Consider the following 19,507-nt stretch of genomic DNA (forward strand, 5'->3'; position numbering starts at 1 on the left):
AATTCTCTGTGCTTTTTTAATGCTATAATATTGTAATCAATCGTAAAGGAGATCACTTATGGGAATTGAACTCGTTCACTTTAGCATTGGCAAACCGAAACAAATGAAATATAGCGAAGATAAAGAAATGATTACTGGTATATGTAAGGAACTTACAGAAGAAGCTTTCCTCTCAAAAGATGGATTCCTCGGCGATGACGTAGCAGATTTAAAACATCATGGCGGTCCTGATCGCGCTGTTTGTGTATACCCACACGAGCATTACGCACTATGGGAAGAGGAATTTCAAACTACGCTTCCAGCTTCCACATTTGGCGAAAACATTACCGTAACAAATATGTTAGAGCGTGATGTTTGCATCGGAGATACATATCAACTAGGTGAAGCAATCATTCAAGTGACACAAGCAAGAGTACCTTGTAGCACTATTTCAAAACGCCTCGGTATTCCTGGCATTTTACCGCGCATTGTAGCAACTGGATTTACTGGCTACCTATGCCGTGTTCTTCAAGAAGGTACTGTACGTAAAGATTCTAAAATTACATTACTAGAACGTCAACCGAGCAATATTTCTGTGTTGTTCTCTAACGAAATCTATTTTCATAATAGAAAAGATAAAGATGGCATAGAAAAAATTCTTGCTCTTCCAGAACTAGCTGATATTTGGCGTGGTCAGTTAGAAGATCGTCTTGCGAAGTTAAAATAAAGAATCCCACCTTCTGCAGGTGGGATTTTATTAATCTATTAAAAAATATACTAGGCAATGAAATGATATTGACGATTAGACAAATACCAACATTCCGTCTACATCTTACAACCAATAAGAAGAATAACTCCCCAGCACAGTAACAGAAAAGCCGAGTGCTTCAAGTTCCATCGTTACGCCTGGTAATAATACATCATCGTATGCTTTATCGACATCGATTAAGAAAAAATAATTGCCAAGGCCTGTTTTCATCGGGCGAGATTCGATTTTTGATAGATTTAATTTCCTCCATGCGAAAGCTGATAGCACTTGGTATAGTGCCCCTGCATAATCAGCAGGTAACGTTATCATAAGCGTCGTTTTCTCTCCGCGGTTTTCTCCGTTATTTGGAAGTATCGCTTTCTTTTTCTTATGGAGCACGAGGAAGCGTGTATGATTATTTTTATGCGTATGAATGCTACGTCTTACAATCGTTAATCCGTATTTTTCTGCAGCTGCTTCATTTGCAATAGCGGCAATTTTTTCTTCAGGATGTTCTTTCACATATTGCGCAGCGGCACTTGTGGATGTCATATCTCGAACAGTTACTCCTTTTAATTCTTCATTTAAAAATTTATGGCACTGTGCAATGGCATGCGGATGAGAATGCACCGCATATACTTCATCCCACACTTCTGCATACTGCGGATGTACAAGTAAATGCTGCTGAATTGGTACTGTAATTTCTCCTACAATAGAAAGCGGCTGCTCATGTACAAGATAATCAACCGTTATATTCACTGAACCTTCTATTGCATTTTCTAACGGTACGACTGCGAAGTCTACATTTTCATTTGCAGCTGCATCTATACAATCTGGAATCGTTCGATACGGTACATGATCTGCTTCCGGAAAAAAACGACTCACCGCCATATTTGTAAATGTTGCTTCTGGTCCTAAATATCCTACTCGAATCATCGTCTTTTCCCCTCTTTTTCGTTTTCTTACTGTTATACCATACTTTTTTATATTCTTCTATGTAAATTTCGAATATTAAAAAAAGACTAGCATTTGCTAGTCTAAATGTTTCTTATATTCTCTTTGAGCGAAGAAGAAATAAATGATACATGCTACGATATAAAACAGAATGAACAAACCTACTTTTTTTAATGATCCATCCATAAAGAAAGTATTATGAAACGTATATAACGCAACTGCACTATGCATACTCCCTACTATAATTGGCGCAAAAAATAGCATACATAATTGCCAACGAGAAATTTTCCATACTTCTTCCTTCGTCATTCCAAGTTTAGAGAGTGCACCATACTGCTTTCGGTCCGATGCAATATTATGGAACCATTTAAAATACACGATACTACATGAAGTAAGAAAGAATAATATACTAATAAACGAGCCCATAAATAGAGTAATATCACCGCCTTCTTTCATACTTACATATAACTCCATATTACTTCGAAATGCATTATTATTATCTTGTTTCATATGTTTCCGTAAATCTTCATTCAATTTCTTCGTCTTTTCGATATTTGATAATGTGTAGCCTCTATATATCATCTTTTCAGAATCAGGAACCTTATTTGCTATATTGTCAAAGTCTTCATCATTCATAACGAAGAACAGACCATTAATGTACGAAGGGTGATAGTTAAATTGAACCCCTTCTTTCTGACCGTTAAATACGAATTGATATGGTTGATTCATTACTTGCAATTGAATCTCTTTTTGATTATATACATTCGAATTATTGTATTTATTATAATAAACGAGTGTCACTGTACCTTTTTTAGGATGATATGTTTTCTGTTTTTGTTTCCTCGCTTCTTGGTTATAATCACTTTCTTTTATAAGCGGTGCTATTGTTGTTTCTCCTTTATTAGACTGAAAGGATGCATACACTCCAACAAAACTCATATATTGAAAATCATCATACCCATATTGATTCAGTAATTTTTCAACCGCACCTTCTTCAAAGACTTCATAAGTAGAAATACCTTTTTCTATGTACGAAAACGAGTGTACCCCTCCAGTTCGCCACATATCTTGCATGCTAGAAAAATACAAGAACACCGTACCTGTTGCCGTAACTACAAACGTCGTTGCCATAGACATCAGAAAGAAAAAGCGACCATTTTCCTTCATTCGATGTGACAATTGATTCACTATAAATAAATACGGATATGTATACATAATCTTTTTATTTCGCTTTATCATCTCTAACACTTGGGTAGCACCATGCGCGAAAGAAAAATACGTTCCAAAAAAGACAAGTATAGACACAGGGAAAAAGTATATTGCTATCGTAGCCATCGTCACTTGTAGCGCTAACGCATATCCTATCCCTAAACAAATAAAGCCGAATATACAAAGCCACTTTGATGTTTTCTTCTCTTTTTTATCTGTTCGAAATTCTTTCAATAACCGAATGATTTTTATATTCCATATACGTAAAGCACTTATAAAAGATAACAGAATAAAAACGACCATATATGTAATAAATGTTACACCAATCGCACTTACGTCAAATATAACAGGAAGTTCTTTCGGAAGTCGAAGTAACATACTAAATACCATAAAAAAGAGTTTTAAAAATATCATACCAAGCCCAATACCGAAAATATTCGCGAAGACCCCGATTAAAATTTGCTCGGTCATAATCACTCCTATTACGTTAGACTTCGTTGCTCCCATTAACATATATAACCCTAATTCTTTCTTACGTGCTTCTATGAAAATAGAGGTAGAGTACAAAATAAATATGACGAAAAAAGAAATGATTATAACATTACATATGATAAGTCCCCAGCGTACGTTTTGATACCACATCGTCTCTTGCATATACGGATGTACAATGACAGACATATATGCAAAAGAAGCAAATATTGCAAAACAACTACTTAAGAAAAACACTTTATAATTACGCCAATTTCCTTTTATATTTTGCAGCGCTAGTTGCCGAATGTTCATCTATCGTCCTCCTGTAACTTACTACATAGGCAAAAAGCTAGAGATTCCCCTAGCTTTTTACGTGTTTTAAATATCCTCTTTGCGCGATCATAAAGTAAATAGCAGAAGCTAAAATGTATGCTCCAATTACAAGCGCACCTGATTTCCACAAATCAATATAGAGCATTTTCCCTAACGTATGAAGAGCAACTCCACTATGAATGGAACCGATTAAAATTGGGATAAAGAAGATAACTCCCATTTGTCGAATCGCAATTTTGCGAATTTCTTTATCTGTCATACCGATTCTCTTTAACGATTTAAATTGAATACGATCTTGTTCTTTATCGTTAAACCATTTAAAGTATGTCATACTACAAGCAAAGAAGAAGAACAGTACTGCTACGAAGAAACCGATGAACATTGTAATTGCTCCACCTTCTCTTATATCCTTATACGCAAACACTGAATTTCTCAATTCTCCTTGCTTTTCTGGTGCAATTTCATTTTTCAAATCTAATACAAGATCTTCTGTACTTTTCCAATCCTCAATATAATAACCGTAATATTTCGTCTTTTCTTCATCTGGTACGAGTTTTGCATATTTCTCAAAATCTTGATCATTTACAACGAGATATTCACTATCATTAAAAACAGAATACTGCGTTGGGGCATTTAATTGAACAGACTGCTTTTGTCCGTTAATTGTAAATTCATACGGTTTCGTACGGTCTATCTTCATCAGTTCATTTGACATATCAACCATAACCATCGTTGCACTACCCATTGCATTATAAATTTCTGAAGGTTGCTCTCTCTTTTGTTTACGCACTTCCGCATTATATTCTTTTTCTGAAATAATCGTCATCGGTACTTCATGTTCACTATTAAACAACGTTATTTTCTGTGTTGCTGGTAGTTTAACGTAGGTTACTTTTCGTGCATCTTCAAACCCGTGTCTCTTCACAAGCTCCTGTACCTTTTCTTCATTAATAAGGCTATGCGTACTTAACCCCTTTTCCTCATATGAGATAGCGTGTGGTGTAAGTTCTACCGTTTTCGCACTCAAATTTTCAAAATATACGTAAAGCGTGCCAACTGCCGAGGATACAATCGCCGTAATAATAGAAATTACAAATAAAAAACGAGCATTATCTTTCATTTTATAAATAAGGTTACTAAGGACGAACATATTTGGATACGTATAAAAAGATTGTTTTCGTTTTTGCAATGCTTTTAATACAACTGTACTTCCTTGTGTAAATAGTAAATACGTTCCGCCAATTGTCAGTCCTACAACCGGTAAAAATAGAATGAGGAAATTCAGGAACGTTACTTGGAAGCTAAGTACATATGCAGCAATAATACATCCTATACCAACTACACTTAACCATGTAAATGCAAACGGCTCTACTTTTTGCTTTCTTGCTTCTCTTAATAAATCAATAATTTGCAAGCGTCCTACTGTCCAAACACTAAACAATGATAGGATTAAAAATAAAATAAAGTATACACCAGCTGTAATAAAAACTGCTTTACTATTCCAAACGAGTGGAAGTGTCTTATCTATTTTCAATAATACGCTTAACGCTTGGAAAAATAATTTTGAACAAAGCATTCCAACCCCAATACCAACTACAATTGCAATACTACCTAACATCAGTTGCTCTAATATAATCATTCGGCCGAGCTGCGATTTCGTTCCGCCTATTAATGTTAGTAGACCAAACTCTTTTTTTCTTGCTCGTAAAAACGTTGAATTTGCATATAAAATAAAGAGTGCCGAGAAGATGACCACAATATAATTCATCGATTCTAATCCTTTTGTGATCATCGTTCTCATACTAATATTACCGCTTACGACATCTGGATGATAAATAAAAGAAGCATACATGAAAAATACGACAATCGATAAACAACTACTTATAAGAAACGCTTTATAGTTACGCCAATTTCCTTTTACGTTATTAAGCGCGAGCTGGCGAAAGTTCATGATATTCTCCTCCTAGCATCGCAAGTACGTCCAGAATTTCTTGGAAAAAGGCTTGTTTCGTTCTTCCTTTATGTATTTCCGAGAAAATTTCTCCATCGCGTATGAAAAGGATACGTTCACAATAACTAGCCGCTACTGGATCGTGCGTAACCATTGCAATCGTTACTTTCTTTTGCTCGTGTAAATCTTGCAGAGCGCCCATTAGCGATTTCGCTGACTTTGAGTCTAAGTTTCCAGTTGGCTCATCTGCTAAAATTAACGTCGGTTCATGAATGATTGCTCTCGCTGCTGCTGCGCGTTGTTGTTGTCCGCCTGATACTTCGTATACTTTTTTATTTAAAATTTCTTCGATGTTTAAAAACTTCGCAATTTCCAGTACTTTCGCATCGATTTCATTTACAGATTTCTTCGCCATTACAAGTGGTAAAATGATGTTTTCTTTAATGGATAACGTATCAAGTAAGTTAAAATCTTGGAAGATGAATCCTAAATGTGTACGGCGAAACTCCGCTAATTTGGCAGCACGCATTTGATTAATTTCTTCACCATTTACAAGTACATGACCTGAAGTTTGCTTATCAATTGTTGCTAATAAATTTAAAAGCGTCGTTTTCCCGCTTCCTGAAGGACCCATAATCCCTACAAATTCGCCTTCTTCTATTTTAAAATTTATATCGTTTAAAGCAGTCGTCGCTACTGAACCTTTTGATTGGTACACCTTCGTTAATCCTTTTACTTCAAGAACACTCATTTCTAATCCCCCTATGTGTTTTCTTCTTACATTTACTATAAGAAAAATAAGAAAAAGAAACGAGTGATTTCCCTTACAAAACGTTTTGTTATCTTACAGTTTTGTCATTTTTCTCATCAATGTATGATATTCTTCATCTTTTGCAAATTGGAACGTGAATGTTGTCCCTTCTCCTTCAGCCGATTGAACATACATTCCATGATGTAAATTATCGCAAATTTCCTTCGTAATATATAAGCCCATCCCAGTCGCTTCTCTCGTTTTACGTCCATTTATTCCCGTAAAGAATGGGTCAAATATGCGCTTTACGTCTTGCTCTGGAATACCAATTCCATTGTCCTTAATATGTAATAACACCTTTTGATCTTTCTCTTCAATTTGAAATTGAATTTCTTTTTTCTCTACCGCTGAAATTTTGGTATACTTGATTGCGTTTACAACAATTTGACCTATAGCAACGCTCAGCCATTTTCTATCAGATGCAACCATACAAGTATCTTCTTCAAACATCACTTTCGGGAATACAGACGATTGAATGAAGGATTTTCGGTTTTCATTAATAATACCTCGCACGATATCTATAACATTTACTACTTCTACCTTATAATCTTTCGCAAACTGCTCTAGTCTTGCCATATGTAACGCTAAATCTAACCCATTTAGTATACGGTTATTTTCTTCACGGATACTTTCAACTGTTACTCTTGCCTCACGATGCTCTTTGCCAAACTTCTGCAACAATAATTCAATAACAGATACTGGTGTTTTCATTTGGTGAATCCATTGGTTCATAAATATCATTTGCTGTTGCTCTTTCGCATGCTGTTTATGAATTTCATTCATATATTGCTGTCTTAATAACGTAAAAGATTCAACGACCATTTCTTGCTCTGATGTATAAGATTCATCAATAAGTAAAGAGTCATGTAATGTATTTCCGCCAGTAACATACTTTTCGATCCTCTTTAAATACACACTCCGTTTTCGATAATCGTAAATGAGGTATACAGTAAACACAACTGTTCCTAATAAAAGTCCATATAACCACGTACTCCAATCAATGGATTTCTTTTCTAAAAGACTTTGCAACTGCAAAACGAGCCCAAATAAACAAAGGCTAACAATATAAGAAAGAATTAAAGGAAAGCGATCCACGAGGTAATTTTTAACCTTCATGCCCTTCGCCCCACTCCGTAAGAAGCGCATAACCATATCCACGTTTCGTTACAATTGCATTTTTAATGCCTAACTCCTCTAGTTTCTTCCTTACACGTTTTACATTTACGGTTAATGTATTATCATCCACAAATGCTACTTCATCCCATAGAGCTTCTAACAGTTCTTCGCGCGTTACATACTGATTCACCTGTTTCATTAAACATTCTAATAAGTAAAACTCATTTTTTGTCAGTTCAGTTTGTTGTCCCTGCCACTCAACAATATGCTGGGACGGGAATAACAACAGTCCATTTACACCTAAACAATCACTCTCAGCAGCAGAAGCATACTCTCCATAACCACGGCGAAGCGCACTCTTCACCTTTGCCATTACGATATCTAAATGGAATGGCTTCGTAATATAATCATCGCCGCCGTTTTCAATCGCCATTACTTGATCCATTTCCCCTGTTCTTGCAGAAACAAAAATAATCGGCGCATTCGATATAGTACGAATTTGACGACACCAATAAAAACCGTCAAAGTACGGTAAATTAATATCAAGTAACACGAGATGAGGATTTACTTTTACAAACTCATCTTTTATATGACGTAAATCACTTGCTCTAAATGATTGATAGCCATACCTTTCTAAATGCTCCTCTAATATTCCCGCGATTTTCTCATCATCTTCTACAATTAATATTTTATACATGCTCTTTTTCTCCCCATAAAAGAATTCTTCTACATTTACTCCTTTTTCCATTATAAATTGAAAATTTATTTAGTGGGGATTTTTCCCTATAATAATCTAACTATTGCAATATAAAATGATACTTTAATCAGTGGAGGTTCTACGGGCAAATAGTGGGATAAAAAAAAGACTGCCCTATTTCGGCAGTCTTAGTCGATAAATTCAAATTCATATTCAAGAATTTTTACAATATCTCCGTCTTTTGCACCACGTGCACGAAGCGCTTCATCAATACCCATTCCGCGCATTTGGCGAGCGAAACGACGTATAGATTCATCACGTGAGAAGTCTGTCATTTTGAATGTCTTCTCGATATCGTAACCAGAAATAACAAATGTGCCGTCACTTTCACGTGTAATTTCAAATTTAAGACTTTCAGCATCAAATTTATACATTACACTTGCTTCAGACTCTTCGACAACATCGTACATTGGGAATTCTGGTGTTGTTTCTAATAAGTTCGCTACTTCAAATAGCAAATCACGAACACCTTGTTTCGTTACAGCTGAAATTGGGAAGATTTTTACTTCGTCTCCCACTTTCTCTTTAAATGCTTGTAAGTTCTCTTCTGCATCTGGCATATCCATTTTGTTTGCTACAACAACTTGTGGACGCTCTGTTAAACGCATATTGTATTCTTTTAATTCATTATTAATTGTAACATAATCTTCATATGGCTCACGGCCTTCTAAACCAGACATATCAATAACATGTACAATTACACGTGTACGCTCGATATGACGTAAGAATTGGTGTCCAAGTCCAACGCCAGCATGTGCGCCTTCAATTAGTCCAGGAAGGTCAGCCATCACGAAGCTGCGGTTATCACCAGTTTCAACAACACCAAGATTCGGAACGATTGTTGTAAAGTGATACTCTGCAATTTTCGGACGTGCTGATGATACAACAGATAATAATGTAGATTTACCTACACTTGGGAATCCAACAAGTCCAACATCTGCTAGTACTTTAAGTTCTAGAATGACATCACGTTCTTGACCTGGTTCTCCGTTCTCAGCGATTTCTGGTGCTGGGTTCGTAGCTGTTGCGAAACGTGAGTTACCACGGCCACCACGGCCACCTCTTGCGATTACAGCAGTTTGTTCATGAGTTACTAAATCGGCAAGAATTTGACCAGTTTTTTCATCTTTTACTATTGTTCCTGGTGGAACCTTTACGATTAAATCTTCAGATTTACGTCCGTGCTGACCTTTACTCATTCCGTGCTGACCGCGATCAGCTTTGAAATGACGTTGGTAGCGGAAGTCCATTAATGTACGTAAGCCTTCCTCAACTACGAAAACAACATCTGCACCTTTACCGCCGTCGCCACCTGCTGGGCCACCTTTAGGAACATACTTCTCACGACGATACGCAACCATACCGTTACCACCGTCGCCGCCTTTTACATATATCTTGACCTGATCTACAAACATTATTTCACCACACTTTTTCAATTGGTTGTAATATAACTGAGACTTCTTCGTCTCGCACTGTATAAGAAATGGAATACCATTTATTGTTTTGGGTCGCAAGCCAATTCTGTAGTTCTTCTACACTCGTTAGCTTACCACGAAAATCAAAAAAGAAACGAGCATTATCCGCGTCACATTCAATTGTGATACAAACATAATTTTCAACATATACGTCTAAACTATGCTGAAGCATCGAGAAAAATTGATTCGTCCATGTACATACAGTCTCATCTAAGTGAGATAAGTTATGTAATTTCCCTAATACTTCGTACTCCAATAAGCACGGCTGCTGTTTCCAATTATATGTTAAAATCCACTCTGAAAATAAAGGCATTGATAGCCCCATCAGATTGGATTCTTGTCTCGCTTCTTGGACAAAACGATCGATGAGACTATGAATTTCTTCCACTTTTCCAAGGGAAAGGTTTCCTTTCACCATCTGCATACGATTGAGCCAATCATGTCTTGAATGGCGCAATGCATCTATAATTGTCCATTTTTCATTCATTTAGATACCCCTTAATATAGAAAAACTCTAACCTGCACTCAGGTTAGAGTTTTCCGTGAGTTCTTATGCTTCTTGAGCAACAGGATATACGCTCACTTGTTTGCGGTCACGGCCAAGACGCTCAAAGCGTACTACGCCGTCAACTTTCGCGTATAAAGTGTCATCGCCACCACGACCAACGTTAACACCTGGATAAATTTTTGTACCGCGTTGACGGTAAAGAATTGAACCACCTGAAACCGTTTGACCATCTGCGCGTTTAGCACCAAGACGTTTTGACTGAGAGTCACGACCGTTCTTTGTACTACCTACACCTTTCTTAGATGCGAAAAACTGAAGATCTAATCTTAACATACGTTACACCTCCTGCACTTTTTCTATTAAACGGATATACTTTCCGTAATCAAGTTCGATCGTCTTAAGCGAAACAACCAATCCTTCCAAAAGTATCTGTGCTTTTTCTACTGTATGAACGTCTAAATCATTAGGCAATTCATACGTTAAGAATCCGCCATCACTTCCGAGTTCAATAGTTGCCTGCACATTACAAAGTTCTTCCACTGCATTTATAGAACCAAACACAACCGCTGTAGTTCCAGCACAGACAAGGTCTTGTCCATGTGGCGCATAATCGGCATGTCCAGTCATTTTAAATGATTGGATACTTCCTAATTTCGTGCGACTTATCGTAATTTTAATCATGTTAACCTGGATTAAGCGTTGATAGCTTCAACAACTAGCTTAGTGTAAGGTTGACGATGACCTTGTTTCTTACGATTGTTCTTTTTCGCTTTGTATTTGAAAACGATAATTTTCTTAGCGCGACCTTGTTTTTCAACTTTCGCAGTAACTGTTGCACCTTCTACAACTGGGCTACCAACTTTAACGTTTTCGCCACCAACGAAAAGAACTTTGTCAAAAGTAACAGTTTCACCAGCTTCAACATCTAATTTTTCAATGTAGATTGCTTGACCAGCTTCAACTTTAATTTGTTTTCCACCTGTTTCGATAATTGCGTACATACTTGCACCTCCTCTTAATTACTAAGACTCGCCAAAAACGAGGTAGACATATATGCCTTTAGGGAACCTGTCTTGTGCGGTTGTAGCATATAGCCGTTTAGGTGCTATAAACTATAACATAAAGATGTTATCATGAATCATAGACGGTTGTCAATAAATGTTCTGCTAACTATTTTTTCCGCTCTACAATTTCTGTTTTACTTCCAAAACGGACAATTGCATACTTTTCGATCATATCATCTTTGAAATAAATTTCAAATGGAATATTTTTTTGTAATTCTTTTTGCAAAAATTGTTTTTGCAAGTCTTTAGGTGCAGCGATTAATACTGCCTCATCCTCTATATTGCCATATGTAATTAGCTCTCTCTCTAACTCATACGCAATTGTCTCATATGACATCACATACCCCGTCGCTTTGCACGGTACACATTCTTCTAGTAATACGTCGCGTAAAGAATGTTTCTTACGTTTACGTGTCATCTCTAAAATCCCTAACTCTGTAAACCCAAGCACTCTTGTATATGTGCGATCATTTTGCATAGCAGCCATGAGACATTCTCTTACCATTTCTTTATCTTCTCTTCTTTTCATATTAATAAAATCAATTAATATCATACCACCGATATCACGCAGTCTTAATTGACGTGCAATCTCTTCAGCTGCCACTTCATTTGTACGAAGGACTGTATCTTGTAAATTCTGTTTTCCAGTAAACTTGCCCGTATTCACATCAATTACAGTCATCGTCTCCATTTGTTCCACAATTAAATAAGCACCATTCGGGAGCCATACAATTTTTTGAAGTGCTTTCTCGATTTCACGCTCTATTCCAAAATGGTTAAACATTGAAGATTTTTCATTATAAAAAGATACTTTTTCTTTTCCAATCTTTTCCTCTAATTCTTTTACTATACTTCTTGTATCTACAACTACTTTTTCAATTGTTTCAATCGGATTCTCTTGGAATACACGATCTAAAAAGGTGGCCGGTCGATGAAGTAATAACGGCGCCTTTCCTTGGCCCTCTTTTCTTTGTAGCTCTTCATATAACTGCTGTAACATTTGCATTTCAGCTTGTATTTCTTCAATCGCTCCTTTTTCAGAAGCAGAGCGGAAAATGTACCCCCCCGTTCCTTCTACCTCAATTTGGAGTAACTGTTGTCTTCTTTTATTATTTTTTATTTTCCGAGAAACAGCGCGCATCTCATCAAACGGCATATAAACGACATATTTCCCGGTAAATTCTATATTCGCTGTCAATTTAGGCCCTTTCGTATCAATTGCCTCTTTCACAACTTGTACGAGAATCGCTTGCCCTTCATGTATACGATAACAAGATGGTACATCATCGTATGAAAGATACGCATGTTTTTCTAAACCGATGTTTACAAATGCTGCGTTCATTCCAGCGATTGTTCTTACGATACGTCCGGCATAAATATGCCCAACAATCTCTTGCTCTTCATTACGTTTCCATAAAAACTCAACAATTTTTTTCTTCTCTTCAATTGCAACGCGCTTTTCCGATCCAGCGTAATTCACATATAACGTTTTCAAAATTATTTCCTCACTTTATAATCTTCTTTGCTTTTACAATAATAAAAGGTTAGTGCTATCGTCAACACTAACCGATTAATTCTTCAACTGATGAAGTTGTTCGTTTTTCAGTAAAATATGCATAGAGCAGTTCATTTTCATCTAATGTGTAATGTTCTTTATATTTTCCATGGACGATAATAGAGTGCTTATATCCTCTACGAAATTTTGTGAATATCTTATATAAATGATCTTCTGATTGCACTTCAATAGGTGCAATCTTTTCAATTCCTCTTTTGTTCCCATAATAACGTTCTAATAAAAAACGCATAAAGGCATACCGTCTTTGTTTCCACTCTTGATATAACGACACTGCCAAAAACATGAGTAGTACCCACATCATAATATTATTGCTATTCCAGAGTAACTGCCATCCTAATATTACACCAAAAAAAACACATGACAATTTCATCATCTTTTCATGTGCTTGTAAATAAGGAAAACGATATGATAGTATATTAAACAATACTTTCCCGCCATCTAACGGCCAAATAGGGAGTAAATTAAACGCTAAAATAATTATATTATTCCACATAAAGAAATAATATAAATCCGCGTTCAGCCAACCAGCTTCAAACAATATATAACCTACTAGCATCATCCAAACATGTTGAATCGGTCCTGCAATTACGACAACAAGTTCCTCTTTCAACGACTTATTACCATGTTCCTCAAGCTCAGCCACGCCACCAAACGGCAAAAGCTGAATTTTTTTTATACGCCAATTATAGTGCGCTGCTGCAAAAGCATGCCCAAGTTCATGAATAAGAACAATACAAAATAACAGTATTAATTCTTTAAAACGTGCAGTAAAAATACCAATGACAATGATAACCCAAAATAATGGATGCACGGAAATTTTCGTTAAAATGTCCCTATATTTAATCAAATGATATCACCTGGATCGGATCAATAAATTTTTCATTCTTTTTTATCGCGAAATAAAACTTTCCATTTTTATCATTTGTATCATTACTCACCGTTCCAATTTTTTGTTTCTTTGAAACGTAATCATATAATTTCACTGACATATCGTTTAAGTTTGCATACCATGACTCCGTACCATCTGCATGTTGAATTTGAACTGTATTTCCAAGTTCCTCTTTCTTACCCGCAAAAACAACTAATCCTTCATTCACTGACTCAACTGTTGCATTTGTAGCTGTTTGGACAAATACACCTTGACCATTTTTTTGAAACCCTTGCATTACTTTTCCAGAAGCAGGAATTGCATAATCTTTTTGCTGAATACTCCCTTCTTTTTTCTCATTCGGTGAATAAAATACAAGCGGTTTTCCAAATTGCTTTTCATACCATTTCGCTACAGTAGCAAACTGAAATTCCTCTTTCATCACTTTTTCTGTAACAGCTTTAGCACCATCGAACGAAGACGGGGCATTCTTATATAAAATAGCAACCGAAAGAACTAATATTGCTGATAATAAAACTTTGAAGAAAAAGACTTCCTTTCGAAATAAAGGGTGAATTTCCTTTTCTCCTTCTTCAATAAATACTGTTTCGCTACCAAAATTTCCTCCGGTAAAATACTGCTCTTCCTCCATCCTTTCTTGCTCGGCCTTCCTTTTCGCAATCCGCTTTTTAATTTCTTCTACGCGTCTATTCTTCATACTGTCTCCTTTCTTTCCGTAAGCTAATTTCAATAGAAACAGTTGTATACAGTTTGTACATGTGTATGAGCTAAGAAAGAAAGATATTCGTGTGAAGAAAAAAGAAAGCACTTCGCATATGTGCGAAGTGCTTTTAACGGATTCCAAAGAAGTTTTTTACCTTTGCAAATACCGATACCTTTTCTTGTTCAAATGCTTGTAATGGTACATTCTCACCCAACAAGCGTCTTGCAATATTACGATAAGCCAACGCTGCTTTTCCGCTTGGTTGCAACGCCACAGGTTCACCTGTATTTGTAGCTCGAATAACTTCATCGTCATCTTCGACAACACCAAGAAGCTCGATTGACAATGTACGTACAATTTCATCAACATCTAACATATCCTGTTCATGAAGCATATGACTACGTACACGGTTAATAACAAGTTTTGGTGGTTCAATATCCTCTTTTTCTAAAAGCCCAATAATACGATCCGCATCGCGCATTGAGGATACTTCTGGCGTCGTAACAACGATTGCTTTATCCGCACCAGCTACCGCATTTTTAAATCCCTGCTCAATCCCCGCAGGACAATCAATTAATATGTAATCATAATCTTGACGTAATACTTGTATTAATTCATCCATTTGTTCAGGTGTTACCGCTGATTTATCACTCGTTTGTGCTGCAGGTAATAAATAAAGATCATCAAAACGTTTATCTTTAATAAGAGCCTGAGGTAAACGGCAACGCCCTTCAACGACATCAACAAGATCAAATACAATACGATTTTCCAGCCCCATTACTACGTCTAAATTTCGAAGACCGATATCTGTGTCAATTAAGCACACTTTCTTTCCAGATAACGCTAGGGCCGTACCAATGTTCGCAGACGTTGTAGTTTTACCTACTCCGCCTTTTCCAGATGTAATTACTATTGCCTCTCCCACAGCTATACAATTCCCCTTTCTAACTTTGTTAAATTAGGTCTAAGATGAGTGAGAAGTTGCAGGCGATCGACAACAATGTGATTGTTCTCATTAATATACGCACATTCTGCCGCCTCCGCTCCGTCTTCTTTCTCTTCCGGAGCCCGCATTGCCACATCACTAATTCGAAGTTGCATCGGGTTCATAACAGATGCAGCGATTACAGCATCCGAATCCCCATAATACCCAGCATGTGCAATTCCTCTTAATGATCCTACAACAAAAATATTCCCCCCAGCGATAACCGTTCCGCCTGGATTAACATCTCCAATTAACAACAAATTTCCTTTTACATGTAAAACTTGTCCAGAGCGAACAATTTTGGAAATAGGGACAATTTCTGTTTCTTCTTTCCAAGCTATTGCTTCTGCTTTAGTGATAACATCACTTTCAATTGAATCCACAACAAGATTCTTTTTATTACGAATTAACGTACGAATCTCTTCTTGTTGGACTTCTGTTAAATAACGATTTCCTACTTTCACATGCACTTCAATTAAAGAGCGTCCATCACCATCGTAGTAATGTGTAGAAAGTTTTTCGTCTAATTCTATCAACAATTCAGAGAATGAACAACAATCATCTAAATGAAGCGTTATCCCATCTTTTGTCCCTTTTATCGTTACATTTTGTTGCTTTTTTTCTTCCACTAAAGTTCACCCCACCGATTCAATTCGACATAAAATTAGAAAATCCTTTTTTCTTTTTCTTCCATCGCTTTTGAAAGACGCAATATATATCGTCTCAGTGGGAAACAAACTATCAACAAGAAAATAGCATTTAACAATAAAGTAGCAAGGAGACGATCTGTGAAAAAGACATACGCTGGCATATGAGTACGTCCCAACAAAGTTAAAAATCCATACACATAATACTCTAGTGCTACAACGCTAGCTAATATGATGGAAACAACAATAAATAAATTCAATTGCAGTACTTTCATCACACTATAAACTAAATAAGCTAAAATCGGATAAGCAAAAATATATATACCGACAAGTTCTGTGTATACGGTATCAAATAAGAAACCAAATAATAGTCCGTAATAAATCCCCTGGACCGGACTATAATACACTGTAATAAAACATAAGACGATTATAAAGAAATGCGGTGCTGCTATACTCTCTTTCCAAAACACATTTGTTGGAACAATGGTAGCAAACATATTTTCAAATAGAAACACAAAAAGGAGCAAAAGAGGAAGAGCTGCTCTTTTTAAAATCTTCATCATCTCTTCTCCCCCTCCTATTCTAATGGCGCTGAAGGCTTTTTACGTTTAGCAACCATAATATGCTCTACGTCATTTAAATCAGCGGCAGGTTTTACATAAGCTGTTTTTGTTAAGCCGTATGCATCTGGTTGTACATCAACGATTTTCCCAATTACAAGACCTTTCGGGAAAATATCACCTAGTCCAGATGTTACAACCATTTGATCTTTTTCTACTTTTGCATCAGAACCAATCTTTGTGAAAAGAAGTAAGTGTTTTTCTTTGTCGTAACCTTCAATTAAACCAAAGATATTTTCTTGCCCTTGTACAATAGCAGATACACGATTTGTTCGGCTCATAGAGCTTAATAACTCTACTGATGATGTAAACTGAGATACACTTTTCACACGTCCAACTAAACCTTGTGAAGTCATAACAGCCATATCTTTTTTAATTCCTTGCTGTGCCCCTTTATCAATTCCAATTAAATCGTACCATTTATCTGAACTACGAGAAACAACAGTAGCTGGAATCTCAGTATAATCGCTCAGCAACTCTTTTTTTCCAGTTAACTCTTGTAACTTCTTGTTATCATCTTCTAATTGTTTTACTTTCCCTGATAGACCTGCATAATTATCTAATTTTGCTTTTAATTCTTTATTCTCTTCATACGTGCGCTTTACATCCTCTACATTTTCGAAGAATCCAGCTACGTATTTCGCTGGCTTTTGGAATACACGTTCTACAACACCGACAGTATCTTTAACAAACTGCTCTGGCCATGTTAAACTGTTCCGTTCTTTCAATGAGATTCCAATCAATGCCACGAGAAGAATAATACTAACTAACAAAACAATTAATCTTTTGTTTAAGAAAAACTGTGGCACGTTCACACCCTCTTAATTTCACTGATTTTTATTTTGCAATATTATCGAGCAGCAGTTTTGAAAAGATCGATATTGTCTAATGCTTTACCTGTTCCAATTGCTACGCAATCTAATGGGTCTTCTGCAACAAGAACTGGCATTTTTGTTTCTTCACTAATTACTTTATCTAAATTACGTAGTAATGCCCCGCCACCTGTTAATACAATACCGCGGTCCATAATATCAGCCGCTAATTCAGGTGGAGTTTTTTCTAGCGTATTTTTAACTGATTCTACAATCGCATCTACTGTATCTTTTAATGCATCTGCAATTTCTTCTGGCTGAATTAGTACTGTTTTTGGTAAACCACTTACTAAATCACGACCGCGAATTTCCATAGGCTCGATACCTTCTGGCTCGCCTGCAGAACCGATTTCTAATTTTAATGCTTCAGCTGTTCTTTCACCGATCATTAAGTTATAGCTTTTCTTAATGTACTGAATGATTGAATCGTCCATATCATCACCAGCAACACGAACTGACTGACTTGTTACAATACCTCCTAAAGAAATAATTGCAACTTCTGTTGTACCACCACCGATATCAACTACCATACTACCAGTTGGTTCCCAAACAGGTAAGTTTGCACCAATTGCTGCTGCAAATGGCTCTTCGATAGGATAAGCATCACGAGCACCCGCTTGACGAGTCGCATCGATTACTGCACGTCTTTCTACAGCTGTAATACCAGATGGTACACATACCATTACATACGGCTTACGTGAGAAGAAACCGTTTGATTTTTGAGCTTGTTGAATGTAATATTTCATCATTGTTGCAGTTGTTTCATAATCAGCAATTACACCGTCTTTCATCGGGCGAAGTGCCACAACGTTCCCTGGTGTACGACCAATCATTTGTTTTGCGTCGCTACCTACAGCAACGATTTGTTTCGTATCAGTTTGTAACGCAACTACTGAAGGCTCACGTAAAACTACACCTTTTCCTTTTACATATACAAGCGTGTTCGCAGTTCCTAAGTCTATTCCAAGATCGCGAGTAAATCCACCAAATCCAAACATATTATTTATCTTCCTTTCTTGTTTTCACGGACTCATTTTTTCTTACTTTATATTATAAAAACAGTACGTTTTTTATATCTTTATCCTTTTTGTAGATAAATTTCTACAAAAAACTCATAAATCACATTATAAAACAAAATAAGTAAAAAGCATAGTCTTAAATATGACCTTTTTCCTTTAAACTCACGAATTTATGGTCACCTATTATAATATGATCTAGCACTTCAATTCCGATAATCTGGCCGCATTCTACTAAACGTTTTGTTACTTCAATATCTTCACGGCTCGGCGTGGGATCTCCTGAGGGATGGTTATGAAGACATATAATAGAGGCTGCTGCACGACGGAAGGCTTCTTTAAAAACTTCCCTGGGGTGTACAATTGACGTGTTTAAACTTCCAATAAAAATCGTTTGCCTATGTAGAACTTGATTTTTTGTATTTAAATATAAACAAACAAAATGCTCTTGTTGTAAAAAACGCATTTCTTCCATCATGTATTTCGCACAATCTTCTGGACTTCGAATACTATATCTATTTTGATATTCTAAACGCACCATTCTTCTGCCTAGTTCAAAGGCTGCCATAAGTTGCGATGCCTTTGAAATCCCAATACCATGTATACTAATTAGCTCTTCTAATGTTGCGTCTTTCAACATACGTAAGCCATCAAATTGGTGTAAAATTTTATCTGATAACTTTAACACTGTTTCTTCTTTAGAACCTGTTCTGAGTAATACTGCGAGAAGCTCTCGATTTGATAAACTTCCGGCACCTTCTAACAATAAACGCTCCCGTGGCTGTTCTTCTCTTACAACATCACGAATACCGTTCATCTCTCC

At 36.4% G+C, this 19,507-nt stretch carries 21 protein-coding genes and 1 other annotated feature; of the genes, 1 reads left to right on the forward strand and 20 read right to left on the reverse strand.

What is annotated here, in order from left to right:
• Positions 1–58 precede the first annotated feature (58 nt).
• On the forward strand, positions 59–706 hold the full coding sequence (locus MHI26_RS22805) for an MOSC domain-containing protein (protein WP_000510689.1): 648 nt from the start codon (positions 59–61) through the stop codon (positions 704–706).
• A 105-nt stretch (positions 707–811) separates the two neighbouring features.
• On the opposite strand, the gene pheA is transcribed toward MHI26_RS22805, so the two are convergent.
• The 20 genes from pheA to radC form a co-directional block, all read right to left on the reverse strand.
• Positions 812–1,663 carry a prephenate dehydratase gene (gene pheA / locus MHI26_RS22810; protein WP_000621693.1) on the reverse strand — a complete coding sequence of 284 codons (852 nt, stop codon included), beginning with the start codon at positions 1,661–1,663 and terminating at the stop codon, positions 812–814.
• A 96-nt stretch (positions 1,664–1,759) separates the two neighbouring features.
• The gene (locus MHI26_RS22815) at positions 1,760–3,673 is read right to left on the reverse strand and encodes an ABC transporter permease (RefSeq protein ID WP_061666261.1); all 1,914 of its coding nucleotides are present in this window, start codon (positions 3,671–3,673) and stop codon (positions 1,760–1,762) included.
• A gap of 49 nt (positions 3,674–3,722) precedes the next feature.
• Positions 3,723–5,645: an ABC transporter permease gene (locus MHI26_RS22820; protein ID WP_061666260.1), complete on the reverse strand. Its 1,923-nt coding sequence runs from the start codon at positions 5,643–5,645 to the stop codon at positions 3,723–3,725.
• Complete coding sequence (locus MHI26_RS22825; protein ID WP_000114529.1) at positions 5,620–6,396, reverse strand: ABC transporter ATP-binding protein; 777 nt, start codon at positions 6,394–6,396, stop codon at positions 5,620–5,622. Before MHI26_RS22825 ends, MHI26_RS22820 begins: the two co-directional genes overlap by 26 nt.
• Positions 6,397–6,489: 93 nt before the next feature.
• Entirely contained in the window at positions 6,490–7,572 is a 1,083-nt protein-coding gene (locus MHI26_RS22830; protein ID WP_061666259.1) for a HAMP domain-containing histidine kinase, read from the reverse strand.
• Positions 7,562–8,269, reverse strand: a complete 708-nt coding sequence (locus tag MHI26_RS22835) for a response regulator transcription factor (protein ID WP_061666429.1) — start codon at positions 8,267–8,269, stop codon at positions 7,562–7,564. The genes MHI26_RS22830 and MHI26_RS22835 overlap by 11 nt, the downstream gene beginning before the upstream one ends.
• 188 nt (positions 8,270–8,457) lie before the next feature.
• Positions 8,458–9,744 (reverse strand): GTPase ObgE, encoded by a 1,287-nt coding sequence (obgE, locus tag MHI26_RS22840; protein WP_000497121.1) that lies wholly within the window; start codon positions 9,742–9,744, stop codon positions 8,458–8,460.
• A 4-nt stretch (positions 9,745–9,748) separates the two neighbouring features.
• Positions 9,749–10,291, reverse strand: a complete 543-nt coding sequence (locus tag MHI26_RS22845; RefSeq protein ID WP_001003585.1) for a sporulation initiation phosphotransferase B — start codon at positions 10,289–10,291, stop codon at positions 9,749–9,751.
• A 63-nt stretch (positions 10,292–10,354) separates the two neighbouring features.
• Positions 10,355–10,645, reverse strand: a complete 291-nt coding sequence (rpmA, locus tag MHI26_RS22850; protein ID WP_000944957.1) for a 50S ribosomal protein L27 — start codon at positions 10,643–10,645, stop codon at positions 10,355–10,357.
• A gap of 3 nt (positions 10,646–10,648) precedes the next feature.
• Entirely contained in the window at positions 10,649–10,993 is a 345-nt protein-coding gene (locus MHI26_RS22855; protein ID WP_002082112.1) for a ribosomal-processing cysteine protease Prp, read from the reverse strand.
• Between the two features lie 11 nt (positions 10,994–11,004).
• Complete coding sequence (gene rplU / locus MHI26_RS22860; RefSeq protein ID WP_000270907.1) at positions 11,005–11,313, reverse strand: 50S ribosomal protein L21; 309 nt, start codon at positions 11,311–11,313, stop codon at positions 11,005–11,007.
• 14 nt (positions 11,314–11,327) lie between these two features.
• Positions 11,328–11,405: a sequence feature (ribosomal protein L21 leader region), on the reverse strand.
• Between the two features lie 77 nt (positions 11,406–11,482).
• Positions 11,483–12,871: an Rne/Rng family ribonuclease gene (locus MHI26_RS22865; protein ID WP_061666258.1), complete on the reverse strand. Its 1,389-nt coding sequence runs from the start codon at positions 12,869–12,871 to the stop codon at positions 11,483–11,485.
• 67 nt (positions 12,872–12,938) lie between these two features.
• Positions 12,939–13,799, reverse strand: coding sequence for a stage IV sporulation intramembrane metalloprotease SpoIVFB (spoIVFB, locus tag MHI26_RS22870; RefSeq protein WP_061666257.1), 861 nt, complete (start codon positions 13,797–13,799; stop codon positions 12,939–12,941).
• Positions 13,792–14,538 carry a stage IV sporulation protein SpoIVFA gene (spoIVFA, locus tag MHI26_RS22875; RefSeq protein ID WP_000797476.1) on the reverse strand — a complete coding sequence of 249 codons (747 nt, stop codon included), beginning with the start codon at positions 14,536–14,538 and terminating at the stop codon, positions 13,792–13,794. Before spoIVFA ends, spoIVFB begins: the two co-directional genes overlap by 8 nt.
• Positions 14,539–14,671: 133 nt before the next feature.
• Positions 14,672–15,469, reverse strand: coding sequence for a septum site-determining protein MinD (gene minD / locus MHI26_RS22880; protein ID WP_000503309.1), 798 nt, complete (start codon positions 15,467–15,469; stop codon positions 14,672–14,674).
• Positions 15,470–15,471: 2 nt separating this feature from the next.
• Entirely contained in the window at positions 15,472–16,158 is a 687-nt protein-coding gene (gene minC / locus MHI26_RS22885; protein ID WP_000391512.1) for a septum site-determining protein MinC, read from the reverse strand.
• Positions 16,159–16,193: 35 nt separating this feature from the next.
• On the reverse strand, positions 16,194–16,739 hold the full coding sequence (gene mreD / locus MHI26_RS22890; protein ID WP_000975762.1) for a rod shape-determining protein MreD: 546 nt from the start codon (positions 16,737–16,739) through the stop codon (positions 16,194–16,196).
• A 14-nt stretch (positions 16,740–16,753) separates the two neighbouring features.
• Positions 16,754–17,605, reverse strand: coding sequence for a rod shape-determining protein MreC (gene mreC, locus MHI26_RS22895; protein ID WP_001135484.1), 852 nt, complete (start codon positions 17,603–17,605; stop codon positions 16,754–16,756).
• A gap of 41 nt (positions 17,606–17,646) precedes the next feature.
• Positions 17,647–18,666, reverse strand: coding sequence for a cell shape-determining protein MreB (gene mreB, locus MHI26_RS22900; protein ID WP_000466736.1), 1,020 nt, complete (start codon positions 18,664–18,666; stop codon positions 17,647–17,649).
• A gap of 157 nt (positions 18,667–18,823) precedes the next feature.
• The gene (radC, locus tag MHI26_RS22905) at positions 18,824–19,501 is read right to left on the reverse strand and encodes a RadC family protein (protein WP_001013396.1); all 678 of its coding nucleotides are present in this window, start codon (positions 19,499–19,501) and stop codon (positions 18,824–18,826) included.
• Between the last annotated feature and the right edge of the window lie 6 nt (positions 19,502–19,507).

It is taken from the genome of Bacillus sp. FSL K6-1218, assembly GCF_038006445.1.
Taxonomy (GTDB): domain Bacteria; phylum Bacillota; class Bacilli; order Bacillales; family Bacillaceae_G; genus Bacillus_A; species Bacillus_A thuringiensis_S.

What these genes read in the sequence shown, in the direction of transcription:
- MHI26_RS22805 (WP_000510689.1), top strand. Translation starts at nt 59, where the DNA reads ATGGGAATTGAACTCGTTCACTTTAGCATTGGCAAACCGAAACAAATG.
- radC (WP_001013396.1), bottom strand. Translation starts at nt 19,501, where the DNA reads ATGAACGGTATTCGTGATGTTGTAAGAGAAGAACAGCCACGGGAGCGT.
- pheA (WP_000621693.1), bottom strand. Translation starts at nt 1,663, where the DNA reads ATGATTCGAGTAGGATATTTAGGACCAGAAGCAACATTTACAAATATG.
- MHI26_RS22835 (WP_061666429.1), bottom strand. Translation starts at nt 8,269, where the DNA reads ATGTATAAAATATTAATTGTAGAAGATGATGAGAAAATCGCGGGAATA.
- obgE (WP_000497121.1), bottom strand. Translation starts at nt 9,744, where the DNA reads ATGTTTGTAGATCAGGTCAAGATATATGTAAAAGGCGGCGACGGTGGT.
- MHI26_RS22830 (WP_061666259.1), bottom strand. Translation starts at nt 7,572, where the DNA reads ATGAAGGTTAAAAATTACCTCGTGGATCGCTTTCCTTTAATTCTTTCT.
- MHI26_RS22825 (WP_000114529.1), bottom strand. Translation starts at nt 6,396, where the DNA reads ATGAGTGTTCTTGAAGTAAAAGGATTAACGAAGGTGTACCAATCAAAA.
- mreD (WP_000975762.1), bottom strand. Translation starts at nt 16,739, where the DNA reads ATGATGAAGATTTTAAAAAGAGCAGCTCTTCCTCTTTTGCTCCTTTTT.
- MHI26_RS22855 (WP_002082112.1), bottom strand. Translation starts at nt 10,993, where the DNA reads ATGATTAAAATTACGATAAGTCGCACGAAATTAGGAAGTATCCAATCA.
- MHI26_RS22820 (WP_061666260.1), bottom strand. Translation starts at nt 5,645, where the DNA reads ATGAACTTTCGCCAGCTCGCGCTTAATAACGTAAAAGGAAATTGGCGT.
- MHI26_RS22845 (WP_001003585.1), bottom strand. Translation starts at nt 10,291, where the DNA reads ATGAATGAAAAATGGACAATTATAGATGCATTGCGCCATTCAAGACAT.
- MHI26_RS22815 (WP_061666261.1), bottom strand. Translation starts at nt 3,673, where the DNA reads ATGAACATTCGGCAACTAGCGCTGCAAAATATAAAAGGAAATTGGCGT.
- spoIVFA (WP_000797476.1), bottom strand. Translation starts at nt 14,538, where the DNA reads ATGAAGAATAGACGCGTAGAAGAAATTAAAAAGCGGATTGCGAAAAGG.
- mreB (WP_000466736.1), bottom strand. Translation starts at nt 18,666, where the DNA reads ATGTTTGGATTTGGTGGATTTACTCGCGATCTTGGAATAGACTTAGGA.
- rplU (WP_000270907.1), bottom strand. Translation starts at nt 11,313, where the DNA reads ATGTACGCAATTATCGAAACAGGTGGAAAACAAATTAAAGTTGAAGCT.
- rpmA (WP_000944957.1), bottom strand. Translation starts at nt 10,645, where the DNA reads ATGTTAAGATTAGATCTTCAGTTTTTCGCATCTAAGAAAGGTGTAGGT.